The sequence below is a fragment of the Sinomonas sp. P47F7 genome (genome assembly GCF_049332655.1).
Taxonomy (GTDB): domain Bacteria; phylum Actinomycetota; class Actinomycetes; order Actinomycetales; family Micrococcaceae; genus Sinomonas.
Genome location: NZ_CP186327.1, coordinates 3,148,280 through 3,166,401, shown reverse-complemented (window position 1 = coordinate 3,166,401; position 18,122 = coordinate 3,148,280). Strand labels below are relative to the sequence as shown.

14 protein-coding genes are annotated in these 18,122 nt (G+C 70.8%); 8 read left to right on the top strand and 6 right to left on the bottom strand.

The features are described 5' to 3' along the window. Positions 1 to 18: 18 nt before the first annotated feature. The gene (locus ACOKR1_RS14695) at positions 19 to 1,077 is read left to right on the top strand and encodes an LLM class flavin-dependent oxidoreductase (protein WP_422933738.1); all 1,059 of its coding nucleotides are present in this window, start codon (positions 19 to 21) and stop codon (positions 1,075 to 1,077) included. A gap of 108 nt (positions 1,078 to 1,185) precedes the next feature. Here the strand turns inward: ACOKR1_RS14695 and ACOKR1_RS14690 are convergent, their stop codons facing one another. Then, entirely contained in the window at positions 1,186 to 1,899 is a 714-nt protein-coding gene (locus tag ACOKR1_RS14690) for a pyridoxamine 5'-phosphate oxidase family protein (protein ID WP_422933737.1), read from the bottom strand. Positions 1,900 to 1,970: 71 nt separating this feature from the next. Here ACOKR1_RS14690 and ACOKR1_RS14685 point away from each other — a divergent pair, with 71 nt between their 5' ends. After that, the gene (locus ACOKR1_RS14685; protein WP_422933736.1) at positions 1,971 to 3,353 is read left to right on the top strand and encodes a PLP-dependent aminotransferase family protein; all 1,383 of its coding nucleotides are present in this window, start codon (positions 1,971 to 1,973) and stop codon (positions 3,351 to 3,353) included. Between the two features lie 5 nt (positions 3,354 to 3,358). Next, positions 3,359 to 4,672 carry a glutamate-1-semialdehyde 2,1-aminomutase gene (gene hemL, locus ACOKR1_RS14680; RefSeq protein ID WP_422933735.1) on the top strand — a complete coding sequence of 438 codons (1,314 nt, stop codon included), beginning with the start codon at positions 3,359 to 3,361 and terminating at the stop codon, positions 4,670 to 4,672. Between the two features lie 250 nt (positions 4,673 to 4,922). On the opposite strand, the gene ACOKR1_RS14675 is transcribed toward hemL, so the two are convergent. Continuing rightward, on the bottom strand, positions 4,923 to 5,597 hold the full coding sequence (locus tag ACOKR1_RS14675) for a LysE family translocator (RefSeq protein WP_422933734.1): 675 nt from the start codon (positions 5,595 to 5,597) through the stop codon (positions 4,923 to 4,925). 80 nt (positions 5,598 to 5,677) lie between these two features. Here ACOKR1_RS14675 and ACOKR1_RS14670 point away from each other — a divergent pair, with 80 nt between their 5' ends. After that, entirely contained in the window at positions 5,678 to 6,133 is a 456-nt protein-coding gene (locus tag ACOKR1_RS14670; RefSeq protein ID WP_422933733.1) for an Lrp/AsnC family transcriptional regulator, read from the top strand. Positions 6,134 to 6,226: 93 nt separating this feature from the next. Here ACOKR1_RS14670 and ACOKR1_RS14665 read toward each other — a convergent pair whose 3' ends face one another. The 4 genes from ACOKR1_RS14665 to ACOKR1_RS14650 form a co-directional block, all read right to left on the bottom strand. After that, positions 6,227 to 6,964: an amino acid ABC transporter ATP-binding protein gene (locus ACOKR1_RS14665; RefSeq protein WP_422933732.1), complete on the bottom strand. Its 738-nt coding sequence runs from the start codon at positions 6,962 to 6,964 to the stop codon at positions 6,227 to 6,229. Then, positions 6,961 to 7,737, bottom strand: coding sequence for an amino acid ABC transporter permease (locus tag ACOKR1_RS14660; protein WP_422933731.1), 777 nt, complete (start codon positions 7,735 to 7,737; stop codon positions 6,961 to 6,963). Before ACOKR1_RS14660 ends, ACOKR1_RS14665 begins: the two co-directional genes overlap by 4 nt. Positions 7,738 to 7,755: 18 nt before the next feature. Next, positions 7,756 to 8,709, bottom strand: a complete 954-nt coding sequence (locus tag ACOKR1_RS14655; RefSeq protein ID WP_422933730.1) for an ABC transporter substrate-binding protein — start codon at positions 8,707 to 8,709, stop codon at positions 7,756 to 7,758. A 316-nt stretch (positions 8,710 to 9,025) separates the two neighbouring features. Further along, the gene (locus ACOKR1_RS14650) at positions 9,026 to 9,733 is read right to left on the bottom strand and encodes a 3'-5' exonuclease (RefSeq protein ID WP_422933729.1); all 708 of its coding nucleotides are present in this window, start codon (positions 9,731 to 9,733) and stop codon (positions 9,026 to 9,028) included. A 128-nt stretch (positions 9,734 to 9,861) separates the two neighbouring features. Here ACOKR1_RS14650 and ACOKR1_RS14645 point away from each other — a divergent pair, with 128 nt between their 5' ends. The 4 genes from ACOKR1_RS14645 to ACOKR1_RS14630 all read left to right on the top strand — a co-directional run bounded on the left by ACOKR1_RS14645 (position 9,862) and on the right by ACOKR1_RS14630 (position 18,110). Continuing rightward, positions 9,862 to 10,740, top strand: a complete 879-nt coding sequence (locus ACOKR1_RS14645; protein WP_422933728.1) for an SDR family NAD(P)-dependent oxidoreductase — start codon at positions 9,862 to 9,864, stop codon at positions 10,738 to 10,740. 109 nt (positions 10,741 to 10,849) lie between these two features. After that, complete coding sequence (locus tag ACOKR1_RS14640) at positions 10,850 to 11,260, top strand: MGMT family protein (RefSeq protein WP_422933727.1); 411 nt, start codon at positions 10,850 to 10,852, stop codon at positions 11,258 to 11,260. Beyond that, the gene (locus tag ACOKR1_RS14635; protein WP_422933726.1) at positions 11,257 to 14,526 is read left to right on the top strand and encodes an ATP-dependent helicase; all 3,270 of its coding nucleotides are present in this window, start codon (positions 11,257 to 11,259) and stop codon (positions 14,524 to 14,526) included. Before ACOKR1_RS14640 ends, ACOKR1_RS14635 begins: the two co-directional genes overlap by 4 nt. Continuing rightward, a complete protein-coding gene (locus ACOKR1_RS14630; protein ID WP_422933725.1) occupies positions 14,523 to 18,110 on the top strand; it encodes an ATP-dependent helicase in 3,588 nt (1,195 codons plus the stop codon). Before ACOKR1_RS14635 ends, ACOKR1_RS14630 begins: the two co-directional genes overlap by 4 nt. Positions 18,111 to 18,122 lie beyond the last annotated feature (12 nt).

Sequence of the window (18,122 nt, the reverse complement as noted above, 5' to 3'; positions counted from 1 at the left end):
GCACGGGAGGGGGTTTCAATGCATATGCATGGAACCAGCGAAACTGAGTCTCCCGTCCTTCTCGGCGTCAACACCTTCGGCGACGTGGGCCTCGGCCCCGATGGCGAGCCCAAGCCCCACGCGCAGGTGATCCGCGAGGTCGTGGAGGAGGGCAAGCTCGCCGACGACGTCGGGCTGCACGCCTTCGGCGTAGGCGAGCACCATCGCAAGGACTTCGCGGTCTCCACGCCCGAGGTCCTGCTCGCGGCCGTCGCAGCGCAGACCTCGGCCATCCGACTCGCCTCAGCTGTGACCGTCCTCTCCTCCGACGACCCGGTGCGGGTCTTCCAGCGGTTCTCGACGCTCGATGCGGTCTCGAACGGCCGAGCCGAGGTCATCCTGGGGCGCGGTTCGTTCATCGAGTCGTTCCCTCTGTTCGGCCTCGACCTCGAGGACTACGAGATCCTGTTCGAGGAGAAGCTCGAGCTCTTCGACCGCGTGCGCTCGCAGAAGCCCGTGAACTGGGAGGGCCGCACGCGCGGGCCGATCCGGGGTCTCACGGCGTACCCCCATCTCGAGGACGGTCTGCTCGACACCTGGATCGGCGTGGGCGGGACCCCACAGTCGGTCGTGCGCGCGGCGCACTATGGCTATCCGGTGAGCTTCGCGATCATCGGCGGCGAGCCTGCACGCTTCGCGCCGTTCATCGACCTCTACAAGCGCTCGCTCGAGAAGTTCGGCAAGCCGTACACCCAGCTCGCCACCCACTCGCCGGGGCACGTCGCCGAGACGGACGAGCAGGCCCGCGAAGAGCTCTTCCCGCACTGGCTCGCGATGCGGAACCGGATCGGCGCCGAGCGCGGATGGGGGCCCGGAAGCCGGACCGAGTTCAACGCCCAGGCGTCGAGGGCCGGCGCGCTCTACGTCGGCTCGCCCGAAACGGTCGCCCGGAAGATCGCGGACACGCACAAGGTGCTCGGCACGGAGCGTTTTGACCTCAAATACTCGAGCGGAACGCTCCCGCACGGCGCCATGATGCAGAGCATCGAGCTCCTCGGCACGAAGGTGGCGCCGCTCGTCGCGGACATGCTCGCGTAACGCGCTCCGAGCCCCGCATTTCGCCGAGCTCGAGTTCGTGTCCGTTTCTCGTGGGTACCTTGCGGTGTCCCGGCTGGGCGCGCCGCCTCCGGAACCGGTGGGAAACTATCAACCGGACAGGACCGCGCCCGCGCCGAGGTCGGCTGCTTCGGCGCCGAGGGCCGCCGCCCGGCGGGCGACGTCGGCGGGTGCGGGCTTGCCCTCCGAGTCGGGGTCGGGGACCGGCGCCCCGGCCACGCGGCGGAGTGGAATGTGGCCTCCCCAGGTGCCGGCGTCGATGTCCTCCGGCTCGTCTCCGGGCCCGCCCGCGCGCACCTTGAGCGACGCCTCGGCGAGGGGCACCGCGAGGACGGCCGTCGCGGCGAGCTCCTTGCGCGTGCTCGGACGGAGGGTGTCCCAGCGGCCGGGGATCATGTGGTCGACGATCGTCGCGAGGGCCCGTTCCCGCTCGGTGGCATCCTCGACCCGGCGGGCCCGGCCGATCACCACGGCGCTGCGGTAGTTCATCGAGTGGTGGAACGCGCTGCGCCCGGCCACGAGTCCGTCGAGCTCGGTGATCGTGACGCACACGTCGTGCTCGAGGGCCTTGTTGAGCCAGCCGGCCGCGACCGAGCCATGGAGATAGAGACTTCCTCCCGCGTCAGGGCCGTCCAAGTCCACGCCGAAGGCCGTGGGCAGCACGGCCGGGTGGGCGCCCGCGATGACTCCGAGATGCGCGAGGAGCGCGTCGGCCAGGACTGCGTGCAGCTCGGCGCGGTCCGCGACGGCGCGGTTCTTTCCGCGGTTGACGGTGGTGCGGGGCGTCGGCGAGAGCGTGTCCATACCGCTATCATCGAGGCCAAGTGGCCCCTGCACACGGGCCAATATTGATCAGGAATGACAGGACACTTCACTTGCCGGCCCTTCCCCTGCAGCTTGATCGCGCGAGCCGTTCGCCGCTTCCGGCCCAGCTCTCGGCCCAGATCCGCGAGCTCATCCTCGCTGGGACGCTGGCCCGCGGGAGCCGGTTGCCGTCGAGTCGGGCCCTCGCCGCTGACCTCGGCGTTTCCCGGACCGTGACCGAGCTCGCCTACGAGCAGCTTGTGGCCGAGGCGTGGGTCGAGTCCCGGCGCGGCTCGGGGACGTTCGTCGCGTCGCCGCCAGGCTCGACCCCGCGGCCCGTCGAAGCGCGGCCGATCCCCACGCCGGAGACGCCGGTCCTGGTCCGCCTCGACGCCGGGACGCCGTGGGTGGACCCGCGCGGTGTCGCCGGGTGGCGGCGCGCGTGGCGCGAGGTCTCCACGGCCGCACCGCCGCGTGGCTACGACGACCCGAGGGGACTGCCAGAGCTCCGCGCCGCGCTCGCCGAGCGCCTCGCGCGGACGCGCGGACTCACCGTCGATCCCGACTCCATCATCGTGACCGCAGGCACCACCGACGCCCTCCGCCAGCTGCTCCCGGAGCTTCCGCCAGGGCCGGTGGCCATCGAGGACCCCGGCTATCGCGCTGCTGTCGAGACTGTGCGCTCGTTCGGCCGCGCCGTCGTCGACCTCCCGGCGGGGGAGCCCGTGACCTCTCTCCGAGGGACCGTCGCCGCGTACGTCACCCCGGCCCACCAGCACCCGCTCGGCCTCGTGATGCCGGCCTCGGGCCGGCTCTCGCTCCTCGCGGCCGCGCGGGCTGCGGGCGCGATCGTCGTCGAGGACGACTACGACTCCGAGTTCAGGTACGACGTCGCGCCCGTCCCCGCGCTCGCGAGCCTCGACCGAGAGCGGGTCGCGTACATCGGCACGGCAGCGAAGTCTGTCATCCCGACCCTGCGGCTCGGCTGGCTCGTCCCGCCGCCGGGAGTGCTCGAGGACATCGTCCGACGGCGGGAGGTCACCCACGCGGGCGCGGCCTGGCCGTCGCAGCGGGCGCTGCTCACGCTCCTGCGAGACGGCTGGGTCGACAAGACAGTCCGGGCCGCGAGGCGCGTGTACGCGGAGCGCGCGCCCCGAGTTGCCGCGGCGCTCGCGCCGTACGCGACGCTCGCCGGCCCGCTCGCGGGGATGTACTCGTGCTGGCTCATGCCGCAGGCCACTGCGGTCCGCGTCCGCGACGCAGCCCGGGCGGCCGGCTTCGAGCTCAACCTCTTGAGCTCCTACGCGCGCAGCAGCGGGCCCAGCGGGATTGTCGTGGGCTATGGCGGCGTGAGCGACGAGGAACTCAAGCGTGCCCTCCGTGCGATCGTTGGGACCCTGCGCGCGAGCGCTCGGCCTGGGATCAGAAGCGCCGCGCTCCGGATGGAAGAATAAGAGCCATGACCACCTCCGAGGACCTCTACGCCCGCGCCCGCTCGCTCATGCCCGGGGGAGTGAACTCGCCGGTTCGGGCCTTTGGGTCCGTCGGCGGGACGCCGCGCTTCATCGTCTCGGCCAAGGGCCCGTACGTGACCGACGCGGACGGGCGCGAGTATGTGGATCTCGTGTGCTCGTGGGGTCCCGCCCTCCTGGGCCACGCCGTCCCGGAGGTTCTCGCCGCCGTGCATGCCGCCGTCGACCGCGGCCTTTCCTTCGGTGCGTCGACGCCGGACGAGGCCGCGCTCGCCGAGCTCGTGACGGCGCGCGTTCCCGCCGTCGAGCGCGTGCGCATGGTCTCGACTGGGACCGAGGCGACCATGACCGCGATCCGGCTCGCGCGCGGCTTTACGGGCCGCGACCTCGTGGTCAAGTTCGCGGGCTGCTACCACGGCCACGTCGACGGGCTGCTCGCGTCGGCGGGTTCGGGCGTCGCGACGCTCGCGCTGCCGGGCTCAGCGGGCGTTACCGCGGCCACGGCCGCCGAGACGCTCGTGCTTCCGTATAACGACCTCGGGGCCGTCGAGGCCGCGTTCGCCGAGCACGGTCCGCGGATTGCGGCGGTCATCACGGAGTCCGCGCCGGCCAACATGGGCGTCGTGGCGCCGGCCGAGGGCTTCAACGCGGGCCTGCGCCGCCTCACCGCAGAGCACGGCGCGCTCTTCATCGTCGACGAGGTGCTCACGGGCTTCCGCGTCGGCCCCGCCGGGTACTGGGGCCTCACGGGTCAGGCCGAGGGCTGGGCGCCGGATCTGTTCACGTTCGGCAAGGTCATTGGCGGCGGCATGCCCGTCGCCGCGCTGGGTGGCCGCGCCGACGTCATGGACTACCTCGCTCCGCTCGGCCCCGTGTACCAGGCCGGGACGCTCTCGGGGAATCCCGTGGCGATGGCGGCGGGCGTCGCGACCCTCTCGCTCGCGACCGCCGGCGTCTACGCCCATCTGGACGCGCGCTCCGCCGAGCTCTCCGAGGCCCTCTCTGACACCCTCGCGGCCGAGGGCGTGGACCACTCGATTCAGCGCGCCGGCAACCTCTTCTCGGTCGCGTTCGGCACGTCGGAACGGGGCGTGCACAACTACGCTGACGCGCAGGCCCAGGAGGCGTTCCGCTACGGGCCCTTCTTCCACTCGATGCTCGACTCGGGCGTCTACCTCCCGCCGAGCGTCTTCGAGGCGTGGTTCCTCTCTGCCGCTCATGACGACGCCGCGATGCAGCGCATCTACGACGCGCTCCCGGCGGCGGCGAAGGCGGCGGCCGCAGCGACCCCGGGAGCCTAGCCAGGGGACGGGACCCCGCAACGCAAGGGAGGGGACCCCGCAACGCAAGGGACGGGACCCCGCAACGTTGTGGGGTCCCGTCCGGGGCGTTGTGGGGTCCCGTCCGCGCTCATCGACCAGTCGTCGGCCAGGATCTGGCCAGTCGCCAGGTGAGACGTGACCCTTCGTCCACCCTGAACGCCGAGTGGCCACGTTTCCCTCGACGAGTGGTCGGCTTCTCATCGACGATGGTCGAATGTCACGTGGCCTGCTACGCCGCGTGTCCCACGAGCGCCGCAGCCTGTTCGACGAGGAGCGCCGCGCCGAAGGAGAGCATGATGAGCCCGCTCGCGAGCGTCACGAACTGCGCCCGGCGAGGTGACGCCCGCAGCAAGCGCCGAGCGGCGACGGCGACGAGCCCGTAGACAACGATCGAGATCGCCACGTGCGTGAGGCCCATCGCCGCGGTCTGCACGGGCACGGGCACCGGGGACGCCGCGCGCACGAACTGCGGCATGACCGCGAGGTAGAGCAGGAACCCCTTGGGGTTGATGCCGCTTGTGCCCGCGCCGCGGAGGAAGTCGCCGAGCGGGCTCGCCTGCCGCACGGCCATCGTGCCGTCGGCCGTGCTGCTCACCGCGCCGCCCTCGGCGCGGAAGCCCGCATCGCGCCAGCCGCGCGCCGTCGTCGCCCCGAGCCGGAGGAGGTACACGGCCCCGGCCACGGACAGCCACGCAACGACCTCGGGTCGCGCCGCAAGGAGCATCCCCAGACCGGCCGCGACGATCGCGGTGTGCGCGACGTAGCCCGTGCACAGCCCCGCCACCGACGGTGCCGGCGAACCACTGCGGAGCCCGGCGGCGATCGTGTACGCCCAGTCGGCGCCGGGCGTGAGGGAGAGCGTGAGGGCCACGGCGGCGAAGCCCAGGAGCGGCGCGAAGTCCATGTCGCAAGACTAGGTATTTTCCCGCGAGAGGTGCTCACCACTTATCGCCAGCCACGCATGAATCGGAGTAGATTCTTGCTGTGATTGACAAGTTGGATCGAAGTATCTTGCGCATCCTCCAGGGCGACGGCCGCATCACGGCGACCGCGCTCGCCAACGACGTGGGGCTCACGCTCGCGCCCTGCCATCGGCGGCTCAAGGATCTCGAGGCGGACGGGGTCATCCGCGGGTACCGCGCCGAGATCGACGCGGCGAAGGTGGGCCTCGGCTTCGGGACGATGGTGTTCGCGACGCTCCGCGAGACGTCCCGCGAGGCCATCCGGGCGTTTGAGGAGGCCGTCGTCGCCGAGCCCCAGGTCGTCGAGGCCTATCGGCTGTTCGGCGACCCCGACTACCTCCTCAAGTGCGTCGCCGCGGACCTCCCGGGCTATCAACGGCTCTACGACGAGCGCCTCGCGGCGCTCCCCGGCCTCGCCAAGCTCACCTCGACGATCGTCATGCGCGACCTCAAGGGCGCGGGCGGCCTGCCGCTCTAGCGGCAGCGCTACCGCCAAAAGGCGGACGACGCCGGCACTCAGGTGAGTGCCGGCGTCGTCGTTCGCTGGGCGAGCCTCGGGCGGTTCGTGAGACTAGAGGACGTCGCTCAGGAAGCGCCGGAGGCGATCGGTGCGCGGATCGTCGAAGATCTGCCCCGGCGCGCCGCTCTCCACCACGACGCCGCCGTCCATGAACGTCACGGAGTCCGAGACGTTGCGCGAGAAGCCCATCTCGTGGGTCACGACGACCATGGTCATGCCGCTCTTCGCGAGGTCCGCCATGAGGGCGAGGATGCCCTTGACGAGCTCCGGATCGAGCGCCGACGTGGCCTCGTCGAAGAACATGACCTCGGGCTTCATGGCGAGAGCGCGGGCGATCGCGACGCGCTGCTGCTGGCCGCCGGAGAGCGTCGCGGGGCGCACGTCCGCCTTGTGCTTGAGGCCCACGAGGTCGAGCTGCTCGAGTGCTTCGGCCTGCGCCTCCTCCTTGGGCAGCTTGCGCAGCTTCCGCAGCGCGAAGGCGACGTTCTCGCCGACGCTCTTGTGCGGGAAGAGGTTGAACTGCTGGAAGACCATGCCGATGCGGCGGCGCAGCTCGTCGGGGTTGTCCTTGAGGACCGACTTGCCGTCGAGGAGGATGTCGCCCTGATCAGGTTCGATGAGGCGGTTCATGACCCGTAGGAGCGTCGACTTGCCCGAGCCCGAGGGGCCGATGACCGACGCCGTGGTGCCGGCCTGGACCTGCAGATCGATGCCGCGGAGCACCTTGTTGCTCCCAAACGCGAGATGGATTCCGCGGGCCTCGAGGGATCCAGAGGTGAACTGGCTCATCCGTTTGCTCCCTTCCCGACGAGCGCGGCGGCCGCGTCCGGCTCTTGCTTCTCGCCGCGGCTCTGGGCGCGGCCGGTGCGCAGGCGCGCGTCGATGTAGTTCACAAGGTGGGTGAGAGGCACGGTCAGTGCGAGGTAGAAGATTGCGGCCGCCACGAGCCCCGACAGATTGCCGCTCTGGGCCGCCTTGTCCTGGCCGATCTGGAATAGCTCGCGTTCCGAGGCCAGAACCCCGAGCGTGAAGACGAGCGACGAATCCTTGATGAGCGCGATGAACTGGTTCACGAGCGCCGGAAGGACGCGACGCACGCCCTGCGGGACGACGATGAGCCGCATCGAGGGGCCGTACCCGAAGCCGAGCGCGCGCGCAGCCTCGAGCTGGCCCTTCTCGACGCTTTGGATGCCCGAGCGGAAGATCTCGCCGATATAGGCCGACGAAATGAGCGAGAGCGCCGCGACCCCCATGGGGTAGGGGCTCGTGACGCCGGTCAGCTCGCGAAAGGCCGGGCCGAAGCCGAGGCCGATCGCGAGGATGGTCAGGATCGCCGGGAGTCCACGGAACACGTCCGTGTACCCCCGGGCGATCCACCGCGCCACAGGATTCCGGGAGATGCCCATCAAGGCGAGGACCAGTCCGAGCACCGTGCCGATGATCGCGGACGAGACCGCGAGCACGAGGGTGTTGGGGAGTCCGACCGTGAACATGGCCGGCAGGATCTCGCCGATGACCTTCCAGTCGAAGAAGGTCGAGCCGAGGTTGTTCAGGTAATCCATGTGGCGCCTATCTCTTGGCTACTTGGCCGCGGTGACCTGGACGGCCTTGCTGCCCGGCTTCCAGCCCTCGGGCGTCTGCTCCTTGAGCGTCGGGCGGTCCGAGTACCACTGCGCGGTGAGCTTGGCCCACGTGCCGTCGGCGATCACGGCGTCGAGCGCAGAGTTGAGCGCGTCGGTGAGCGGCTGGTTGTCCTTCGCCACCGCGTAGGCCGTGAAGTTCTGGGTGTTGACCTTCTTCTGCGCGATGACGGTGCCGTCGCCCTGCTTGACCTGGCCCTCCGCCTGCTGCGACGGGGCGACCCACGTGTCGACCTGGCCGCTCTTCACGTTCTGGTAGACCGTGTTGTAGTCCGGGAACCGGACCGGCTCGAGCTTGAGCGTGTTCGTCACGAAGTCGTCCTGGATGGTGCCCTGGACCACGCCGATGCGCACGCCCTGCTTGAGGTCGTCGAAGGTCTTCACCTTCGCGCCATCTTTGGTCACGATCGCCATGTAGCCGTAGTCGTAGCCATTCGTGAAGCCGACCGTCTCGCGGCGCGCATCGGTCGTCGAGATCGACGAGGAGCCCATGTCGAACTGCTTCGTCTTGACCTGCGCGAGGAGGCTCTGGAACTTCGTCGACACGAACTCGACCTTGAGCCCGAGCTTGGCAGCCATGGCCTTGAGGAGCTCGTTGTCGTAGCCGGTGAACTGGCCGGTGTTGTTGTCGAGGTAGATGTTCGGCGGCGCGTCGGAGAGCGTGCCGACCTTGATCGTGCCGGGCGTGATGAGGCCGAGCTTCGACTTGTCGATCTTGTCGAGCGCGGTCACCGAGGCGGTCGTGTATTTGTCAGTGGACTGCTGGTCCGCGCCCTTGAGGGCGTCGGTCGGCGTGCCGGACGACGTCGCGCCCCCGCCGCACGCGGCCAGGGTCAGTGCGAGGACGGCCGCGACGGGCGCGGCGGCGAGCCACTTGGGTGCCTTGAACTTCATGAGCCTTCGCTTTCGTGATGTGAACGCAGGACGCGACGCAGGGACGTGCGGTCGGCACGTTCCGGAGGCGTCGGGGCTGCACACCATTATGTGCGGGCGCTGTGAAACATTCTTTCTCAGAACACATTCCGCAATATGGCGGGAACGTCCGAAGAATGTTCGGAATCTCGGCGGCGCGTCGACGACCCTGGAAGGCGACCCGGTCGCCGTCGTGAATTCCTGCGAGCGCCAAGCGGTGCCGGGGCAATGAAATCCGCCTGTGAGATGTGTCTCAGATGCCGGATTCGCGCGAGCTCGTCAGTGTATGCGGGGCGGCTTAGAAGCCGCCGCGGCTCGCGTCGACCGGGGCGAGGACGGGCCATTCGCCCTCGACGACCGCGGCGGGCTTGGTGCGGCGGAGGTAGGCCTGGAAGTCCGCCGCCTGCTCGAGGGACCAGTCCACCTGGCTTCGGTGCAGTGCCGCAGCCGGCTTGTTGATCTCGGGGAACTTGACCGCCATGGCGTCCAGGAGCTGCGCGGCGGCGAGGGCGTCTGCCGCGGACGTGTGCGCCTCGTCCAGAATCACGCCGTACTGCTCGCACAGGGCGCCGAGCGTGCGCTTGCCCTTGCGGTACCGCTCGACCTGCTTGTTGATGATGTACGGGTCGAGGACCGGGAAGCGCGAGAGCTGGGGGAGTCCGTGGCGGGCACACTCGGCGGCCATGACCGTGAAGTCGTAGGCGGCATTGAAGGCGACGACGGGTACACCCGCGTCGAACAGCCTCTGCAGGACCGTGGCAACCTCGCTGACCACCTCGGCTGCCGGGCGCCCCTCGGCGCGGGCGCGCTCGGTCGTGACGCCGTGGACCTCTGCCGCCTCGGCAGGGATCTCGACTCCAGGGTCGGCGAGCCACTCGTGCTCCTCCTCGACCGATCCGTCGGACGCGAGGACCACGATGCTCGCGGTCACGATCCGTGCCGAGCGAGAATTGCGGCCCGTCGTTTCGAGGTCGAACGCTGCTCTCGAGTTGCTGCTCCAGGTCATGCCTCACACGCTAAAGGGGGAGTCCGACATTCCTGGGGGAGGCTCGCCGGGGCCCGCCCAGGTGACGTGCGGCGCCGTCGTCAGCGGTTCCGGCTAGGTTGGTGATGTCAACCACGAAGGGATGAGAAATGCCTGAGAGCAGGTCTTTGGCAGTGGTGAGCGGGGCGTCGTCGGGGATTGGGCAGGCGACGGCGCGAACCCTCGCGGCGCGAGGCTGGCACGTGCTCGGCGGCGTCCGCCGCGAGGCGGACGGCGCGGGGCTCGCCGCGGACGGTATCGAGCCTGTCCTGCTGGACGTCACCGATCCGGCCCACATCGCGAACCTTGCCGAGCGCGTCGAACGGGACCCAGAGGGCAGGAGACTCGGCGCCCTCGTCAACAATGCGGGCACCGCGATCAACGCGCCCGTCGAGGCCATCCCGTTGGCCGAATGGCGCCGCCAGTTCGAGGTGAACTTCTTCGGCCACGTCGCCATGACCCAGGCGCTCCTGCCGTCGCTCCTGAAGGCTCGCGGAAGGATCGTGAACGTCAGCTCGATCGGCGGCCGCGTCGCGGGGCCCCTGTTCGGCGCCTACGCCGCGTCCAAATTCGCTCTCGAGGCGATGAGCGACTCGTTGCGCCGCGAGGTCGGCCGGCTCGGGGTGCACGTGATCGTCGTCGAACCCGGCGCGATCGCCACCCCGATCTGGGCGAAAGGCGAGGCGACGGCGAGCGGCCTGGTTGACTCCATGTCCGAGGAGCAGTGGCGCCGCTACGCGGACGTGATCGCGGCAGGCCTCAAGCAGGCCGAGTCGCTCGCTCGCAGCGGCATCGCCCCCTCGGTCGTCGCCGAGACCATCGCGAAGGCGCTCGAGTCACCCAAGCCGCGCCCTCGCTATCTCGTGGGCCGCGATGCGAAGGTCACCGCAGCGGCGGCCCGGTGGCTTCCGACGGACCAATTCGACCGGCTCGTCGCCCGGATCCTCGGCCTCCCCGCGACGGAGGCGCGGGGCGCAACCACGGGCTGAACCTGGCCCGCTGACCCTGGCCCGCTGACCCTGGCCCGCTGACCCTGGCCCGACGCCTCACCCGCACGCCTCACGGGCAGCGCGGGGTCCGCGGCCTAGGCTGGGGTGCATGCGGGATGAGTTCGTCGAGGCGGTTCTGTCGGTCGTCGAGCTCGTCCCTCCGGGGTGCGTTCTCGCCTACGGCGACGTGGCGGAGCTCCTTGGCGCTGGCGGCCCGCGGCAGGTCGGATCGGTGATGTCGCACCATGGCGGCCACGTTCCGTGGTGGAGGGTCACCAAGGCGAGCGGCGGCCCGATCGAGGGGCATGAGCGAGAGGCGCTGGCGCATTATCTCGAGGAGGGCACGCCCTTGCGCGGGAAGCCCGGCGAGGGTGCCTGGAGAGTCGACATGCCGCGCGCCAGATGGGCGCCCGACGACGGCGAACTCGACGCCGTCGACGTCGTCGCCGAGGCGCTCTGGGAGAGGCGCCACGGGCGGCGCGCAAGAATGTCGGACCCCGGTGATGGGATGCAACCATGACCGTTTCCGCCGCGCCGACCCATCCCGGAGAGGCCGCTCCCGCGCTGCGCCTCCTGCCACCGGTTCCGAGCTCATTGTCGGCAGGCTGGCGGCCCTCGCCGGACCAGCGGCCGGTCCTTGACCTCCGTCAGGGCGTCGGCCCCGTCCTCGTGTGGGGAGCGCCCGGGACGGGGAAGAGCACTCTCCTCGTCGAGGCCGCGGCCGTGCGCGTAGAGCGCGACGGCGTCGACCCGGCGCGCGTCCTCCTCCTCGCCCCGTCCCGGGCCGCGTCCGCGCGCCTACGGGACGGCTTCACCGCGCGCCTGGACCGCAGCTTGAGCGCGCCGCCTGCACGAACCTGGCAGTCGTACGCGTTCGACCTCATCCGGCGCGCACGGGCCGAGGGCCTCCTCGACTGGCTTCCGAGGACCCCGCGACTGCTCTCGGGCGCGGAGCAAGACCTCATCGTCAAGGAGCTCCTCGAGGGACACCGAGCCATGGGCCGCGGCCCGGCGTGGCCGCGCGGGCTCGACGCGGCCTTGACCACGCGAGGCTTTCGGCAGGAGGTCCGCGAGCTCTTCGACCGGGTCACCGAGTACGGCATGACGGCGCGAGAGCTCGCCGAGCTCGGGCGGCGGACCGAGCGGCCCGAATGGGTGGCGGCCGCGGCGCTCTACCGCGAGTACCGCGACGTCCTGGAGCTCCGGATGCCGGAGGCGTTCGATCCCGCGGGCATCATCACGGCGGCCCGCCAGATCCTCCTCGACGACCCGGCGTTGCTCGATGCTGAGCGCGCGCGGCTCGAGCTCCTCGTCGTCGACGACGTCCAGGAGGCAAATCCCGCAGTGCTCGAGCTCCTGTCGGTCCTCGGGCGCGGTCGCGACGTGATCGCCTCCGCGGCTCCCGACGTCGTGGTCCAGGGGTTCCGTGGCGCGCGTCCCGAGCTCGTCGCCCGGCTCCCGGACCTACTCGGCAGCCTCACCGAATACTCGCTCGCGACCTCCCACCGCATGCCGCCGGCCATCGCGGAGGCGTGGCGGAACGTCGCTGCGCGCATCTCGGCCGTGCCTGGGGGGCAGGCGGCGCGGCAGCTCGAGCACGAGACCCTCGTGGACCCATCGAGTTCCGTTGAGGCGCACGTGCTGCACTCGCCGATGCATGAGCTGCGCTATCTCGCTCATCGCATCCAGGACGCCCACCTCCTGGGCGGGATCGGCTACGGGGACATGGCCGTCATGGTCCGGTCCGGGGCGAAGCTCGCCCAGGCTCAGCGTTTCCTCGCGTCGCAGGGCGTCCCGATCAAGGTTCCGGTCGCGGAGACCGCCGTCCGGGACGAGGCCGCGGTCCGGCCCCTCCTCACCGCCTACCGCATTGTCCTCGATTCGAGCGAGCTCACCCCCGAGACCGCCGTCGAGCTCTTGGGCTCGCGCATCGGCGGCGCCTCTGCCCTTGAGCTGCGCCGGCTGCGGCAGTCGTTGCGTCAGCTCGAGCTGTCGGCTGGGCGTGGCCGGGCAAGTGATGCGCTTCTCGTCGAGTCACTCGAGGATCCCGGGGCACTCGCCGAGCTCGGCACGGAGGCGCAGGCGGCCCGTCGAGTGGCGCGCATGCTCGAGCGCGGACGCTCGGCTGTCGCTGAGCCGGGAGCGACGGCGGAGACGGTCCTGTGGGCGTTGTGGGACGCCGCGGGACTGTCAAAGCGGTGGTATGGCCTCGCTCTCGCCGGTGGGCCCATTGGCCTCCGGGCCGACCGCGATCTCGACGCTCTCATGGCTCTCTTCCACACCGCCGAACGCTACGTCGACCGGCTGCCTGGGGCCTCGCCGGGCCAGTTTCTCGACTATCTGGTCGAGCAGGAGATCCCGATGGACACGCTCGCGCCGCGCGCCCAGGCGGAGTGCGCCGTCGAGCTTCTCACGCCGGCAAGCGCCGCCGGCCGCGAATTTGAGCTCGTGTTCGTCGCGGGGCTCCAAGACGGCGTGTGGCCCAACAATCGGCTGCGCGGCGAGCTGCTCGGAAGCACCATGTTCACCGACTGCCTCGAGATCGGCGCGGTCGACGCGATGCTCGTGAGTCCTCGGGCACGCCTCAAGGACATCCGTTACGACGAGCTGCGCATGTTCTCCGCGGTCGTTTCGCGGACGCGCGGGAGGCTCGTGTGCACGGGCGTCCGCTCCGAGGATCACCTGCCATCCGCGTTCCTCGACCTCGTCGATCCGTTGCCTGAGGGCACGGCCGTCCGGCCGTACACCGACGTCCCGCGGACTCTCGGGCTCAGGCCCCTCGTCGCCGAGCTCCGGCAGGCGGCGGAGGACGGCGGGCGCGACGCCGAGGCGGCCGTCGAGCTCCTCGCGCGGCTCGTGCGGGCCGAGGCCCCTGGGGCACACCCGGATGACTGGTATGGCCTCGTGCCCCTCACCAGCACCGGACCCGTCGTGCCGCCCGAGCAGACCGTGTACGTCTCGCCCTCGCGGGTCGAGACCGCCGTCAAGAATCCGCTCGACTGGTTCGTCTCGGCGGCCGGCGGGGAGGCCGCGACCGACTTCGCGCGGAGCCTCGGCACCCTCGTGCACGCAATCGCCCAGGAGAAGCCGCGGGGCACTGCGGAGGAGCTCCTCGCGGAGCTCGAACGGAGGTGGTCGAGCCTCGGCCAGCCCGACACGTGGGAGGGTCGGCGCGAGCATGAGCGGGCCACGGCCATGCTGGGCAAGCTCGCCCAGTACGTCCGCGGAACGCGGCGTGAGCTCATCGGCGTCGAGGCGGATTTCGAGGCGAACCTTGATGGCGTCGGCTCGGGGGAGATCGCGCGGCGAACCGTGATCCGCGGCCAGGTCGACCGCCTTGAACGCGACGCCGACGGGCGCCTCGTGGTCGTGGACCTCAAGACCGGCAAGAGCAAGCCGAGGTCAGCCGACGTTCCGCGTCACGGGCAGCTCGCCGCCTATCAGGTGGCCATCGCGGCCGGGGCCTTCACGGCAGGCGCCTTCGCGGAGGCTGCCACCGAAGTCCCCGCCGCGCAGGACGTCCAACCAGAACGGCCCGCCAGCCGGCTCGTGCCCGGGGGAGCAGAACTCGTGCAGCTCGGCGACGCCGCGAAGAACGTGACGGTGCAGCAGCAGCCAGCGCTCGAGGACGCCGCTTGGGCGTTCGATCTCGTTGAGCGAGCGGCGGAGGCCATGTCGGGGCACGAATTCGAGGCGCGGCACGAGCCCGGCGCAGGCTTCGCGGGCGGCTGCCGGCTCCCGGACATCTGCCCGTTGTGCTCGCGCGGACGGCAGGTGACGGAATGACGATCGATATCGACAGCGCGCTCGACGCGCCAGCCGGCCCAGCCGAGGGCGGGCTCCCCGCGCCGCGATTCACGCCCGAGGCGCTCGCCGAGCTGCTTGGCCAGCACCGCCCGACGGCGCAGCAGTCCGAGATCATCTCGTCGCCGCTCGAGCCCCGGCTCGTCGTGGCCGGCGCGGGATCCGGCAAGACGGCCACGATGGCTGAACGCGTCGTGTGGCTCGTTGCCAACGGCTGGGTCCGCCCCGACGAAATCCTCGGCGTGACGTTCACCCGTAAGGCCGCGGGAGAGCTGTCGGCGCGGATCCGGGCCCAGCTCGCGAAGCTCACACGCGCGGCCCGGAAGCACGGACTCGACCTTGCCGACGGCGTCCTGGACCCTGAGGCAATGGACCCAACGGTCTCGACGTATCACTCGTTCGCCAACGCGATCGTCCAGGACCACGGGCTCCGGATCGGCGTCGAGCGGGACGCCGTGCTGCTCGGCGCGGCACAGTCTTGGCAGCTCGCCGCCACCGTCGTCGAGGCTTACGACGGCGAGATTTGGCAGGGCTTCCCGGCCAAGAGCACGCTCGTGGGCGCCGTCATGATGCTCGCGTCCGAATGCGCCGAGCACCTCCAGGACCCCGTCGACGTCGAAACGTGGCTCACAACGGAAGAAACCCGGCTCGCAGCCCTTCCGCTCGTTGTGGGCAACGGTCGCGGTCCCGCGGCCGTGGCCGCCAAGCTGCTCGCGGGGCTTCGCTCCCGGCGCGCGGTCGCCGGGCTCGTCGCCCGCTTCGCCGAGGCCAAGCGGCGGCGCGGGGCGCTCGAGTACGGTGACCTCGTGGCCCTCGCAGCCCGCATCGCGCGCGACGTGCCCGAGGCCGGAAGGCTCTTGAGATCGCAATACCGTGCGGTGCTCCTCGACGAGTTCCAGGACACCTCCCACGCGCAGACCGTGCTGTTCTCGCAGTTGTTCGGAGGCGGCCACTCCGTAATGGCGGTCGGCGATCCCAACCAGTCGATCTACGGCTTCCGCGGCGCCTCGGCCGGCCAGCTCGCGACGTTCCCGGCGACCTTCCCACGAATCCTCTCGGACGGCGGCAGGGCCCGCGCCGCCGTGAGCCACCTGACGACGGCGTGGCGCAACAGCGTTTCCGTGCTCGCGACCGCGAACATCGCGTCGGAACCCTTGCGCCACACCGCCCCGTACGCGCAGGGCGCGGCCCGCGCGGACGTGCGGACGCTCGAGCCGAGCCCCGCGGCGCAGGGCGGACGGGTCGTGCTTGGTCGCTTCACCGATGAGCTTGAGGAGGCCCGGGCCATCGGGGACGAGCTCGTGGCGTTCGCGTCCTCGCGTGGCGTCGCCCTGGGTCACGACGCGGGCCCCAGACCCACCAGGAGGGCGGGCGTCGAGCCGGATCGGCCTACGATGGCGGTCCTGTGCTGCAAGCGCGCGCAGTTCGCCTCCGTGCGACGCGAGCTCGAGCTCCGCGGAGTGCCATACGAGGTCGTGGGCCTGGGGGGACTCCTCGACACACCGGAAGTCATCGACGTCGTGAGCACGCTGCGCGTCATCGCGGATCCTGGCCGGTCGGACGCGCTCATGCGCCTCATGACCGGCGCGCGCTGGCGGCTCGGTCCGGCGGATCTCATGGGCCTCGCGGACTGGTCGAGACACCTCGCAGTCCGTCGCGCCCAGGCGGCGCGGCCCGCCGAGCAGGATCTCGACGCTCCGGGGAAGGCAGACGAGGCGGTCGTCGAGGGCGACCTCGCCGATGCCGCGAGCCTCGTCGAGGCGATCGACCGCCTGCCGGGCCCCGAATGGGTTTCAGGGGCGGGCCGGTCGATCAGCCCGGAAGGACTGTTACGCCTGGCCAGGCTGCGCAACGAGCTCCGCACGCTCCGAGCCCTCAGCTCGGACGAGCTCGGCACGCTCATCGCGCACGTCGAGCGGTCGCTCCTGCTCGATATCGAGCTCGCGGCCCGCCCCGGCGCCTCAGTCCACCAGGCTCGGCGGAATCTCGACGCGTTCCAGGAGGCCGCCGCCTCGTTCCTTGCGCAGTCCACCTCGTCCGAACTCTTGGCGTTCCTCTCGTGGCTCGACGCCGCCGCCCAGGAGGAATCCGGCCTCGACATGGCGCCGAGCGAGCCGATCCCTGGGGCGGTCCAGCTGCTCACGGTGCACGCCTCGAAGGGTCTCGAATGGGACGCTGTGGTCGTCGCCGGGCTCAACCAGGGTGCCTTCCCCAGCGGCGGCAACGATCGGTGGACGAGCGGCTCGTCGGCGCTTCCGTGGCCCCTGCGCGGCGATCGCCGCGAGCTGCCGCAATGGGACACCGACCAGCCCGATCAGAAGAGCTGGGTCGACGCCGAACGGGCTTTTTCGGACGACGCCGACGCTCACGCCGAGCGCGAGGAGCGGCGCCTTGCGTACGTGGCCTTCACGCGCGCGAAGGAGCTGCTCATCGCGACCGGCTCCGCTTGGTCGGCGAGCCGCGCCAAGCCGATGCTTTCCTCGCCTTTCCTCGCGGAGCTCCGGGAGGCCTCGGCAGAACAGGGCTTCGAGGTGGCGGCTTGGGTCGAGGACAGCGAGTTGCCCGACGAGAATCCGCTGCACGCCGAGCCCGAGGCCTCCGTGTGGCCCTACGACCCGCTCGAGGGACCGCTCGACGCGGCGACAGGACGCCGGAGGAGCCTCACCCGCGGGCGGCGAGAGCCCCTCGAGCGGGCCGCCGCTGCCGTGCTCGCCGCGATTGATCAGTCCGAAGGCCCCATGGGCGACGCCCTGCCGAACGGGGCTGCGCCATCGAACGGGGCTGTGCCATCGAACGGGGCTGCGCCATCGAACGCGGCTCTGCCGAATAACGCGGCTGTGCCGAATAACGCGGCTGATGTGCCGAAAGAACCTGTGCCGCCAAGCGCACCCTCGCCGCGCGCTGCCGCGTGGGCACGCGAGGCGGATCTGCTTTTCGCCGAGCGCTCCCAGGCCGAGGACGGCTCCGGGGTCAGGCTGCCTCAACACGTCTCCGCCTCGACTTTGGTGGCGCTCGGCGAAGACGCTGGAGCCGTGGTGCGTCAGCTTCGACGCCCCGTCCCGCGCCGTCCGGGAGTGTCGGCGCGCCGGGGCACCGCCTTCCACGCGTGGGTCGAGGAGTACTACGCCCAGAGCGCCATGCTCGATCTTGAGGGGCTTGATCATGCCGACGAATTCGTGGATGAGGCGTACGAGCTGCAGTCGTTCGTCGATGTGTTTCGGGCCTCGGGGTGGGCCAATCGGAACCCCGCGTTCATCGAGGTGCCAATCGAGACCCGGGTGGGGCCCGTCGTCGTCCGCGGACGCATCGACGCCGTCTTCCGCGACGCAGACGGGACCTGGGACCTCGTCGACTGGAAGACGGGCCGCGCCCCGAGCGGACGCGAGGCCCAACCGCGCGCGGTCCAGCTCGCGGTCTATCGGCTCGCGTGGTCGCGACTTCACGGGGTGCCCTTGAGTCAGGTCACGGCAGCCTTTTTCTACCTCGCGGACGGGCGCATCGTTCGGCCCGAACGGCTCGCGGGGGAGGCGGAGCTCGAACGGCTCATCGCGAACGCGCTCGAGTGACTTCCCCCTGTC

What these genes read in the sequence shown, in the direction of transcription:
- ACOKR1_RS14650 (WP_422933729.1), bottom strand. Translation starts at nt 9,733, where the DNA reads ATGACCTGGAGCAGCAACTCGAGAGCAGCGTTCGACCTCGAAACGACG.
- ACOKR1_RS14645 (WP_422933728.1), top strand. Translation starts at nt 9,862, where the DNA reads ATGCCTGAGAGCAGGTCTTTGGCAGTGGTGAGCGGGGCGTCGTCGGGG.
- ACOKR1_RS14655 (WP_422933730.1), bottom strand. Translation starts at nt 8,709, where the DNA reads ATGAAGTTCAAGGCACCCAAGTGGCTCGCCGCCGCGCCCGTCGCGGCC.
- ACOKR1_RS14635 (WP_422933726.1), top strand. Translation starts at nt 11,257, where the DNA reads ATGACCGTTTCCGCCGCGCCGACCCATCCCGGAGAGGCCGCTCCCGCG.
- ACOKR1_RS14665 (WP_422933732.1), bottom strand. Translation starts at nt 6,964, where the DNA reads ATGAGCCAGTTCACCTCTGGATCCCTCGAGGCCCGCGGAATCCATCTC.
- ACOKR1_RS14675 (WP_422933734.1), bottom strand. Translation starts at nt 5,597, where the DNA reads ATGGACTTCGCGCCGCTCCTGGGCTTCGCCGCCGTGGCCCTCACGCTC.
- ACOKR1_RS14640 (WP_422933727.1), top strand. Translation starts at nt 10,850, where the DNA reads ATGCGGGATGAGTTCGTCGAGGCGGTTCTGTCGGTCGTCGAGCTCGTC.
- ACOKR1_RS14630 (WP_422933725.1), top strand. Translation starts at nt 14,523, where the DNA reads ATGACGATCGATATCGACAGCGCGCTCGACGCGCCAGCCGGCCCAGCC.
- ACOKR1_RS14695 (WP_422933738.1), top strand. Translation starts at nt 19, where the DNA reads ATGCATATGCATGGAACCAGCGAAACTGAGTCTCCCGTCCTTCTCGGC.
- ACOKR1_RS14660 (WP_422933731.1), bottom strand. Translation starts at nt 7,737, where the DNA reads ATGGATTACCTGAACAACCTCGGCTCGACCTTCTTCGACTGGAAGGTC.
- hemL (WP_422933735.1), top strand. Translation starts at nt 3,359, where the DNA reads ATGACCACCTCCGAGGACCTCTACGCCCGCGCCCGCTCGCTCATGCCC.
- ACOKR1_RS14690 (WP_422933737.1), bottom strand. Translation starts at nt 1,899, where the DNA reads ATGGACACGCTCTCGCCGACGCCCCGCACCACCGTCAACCGCGGAAAG.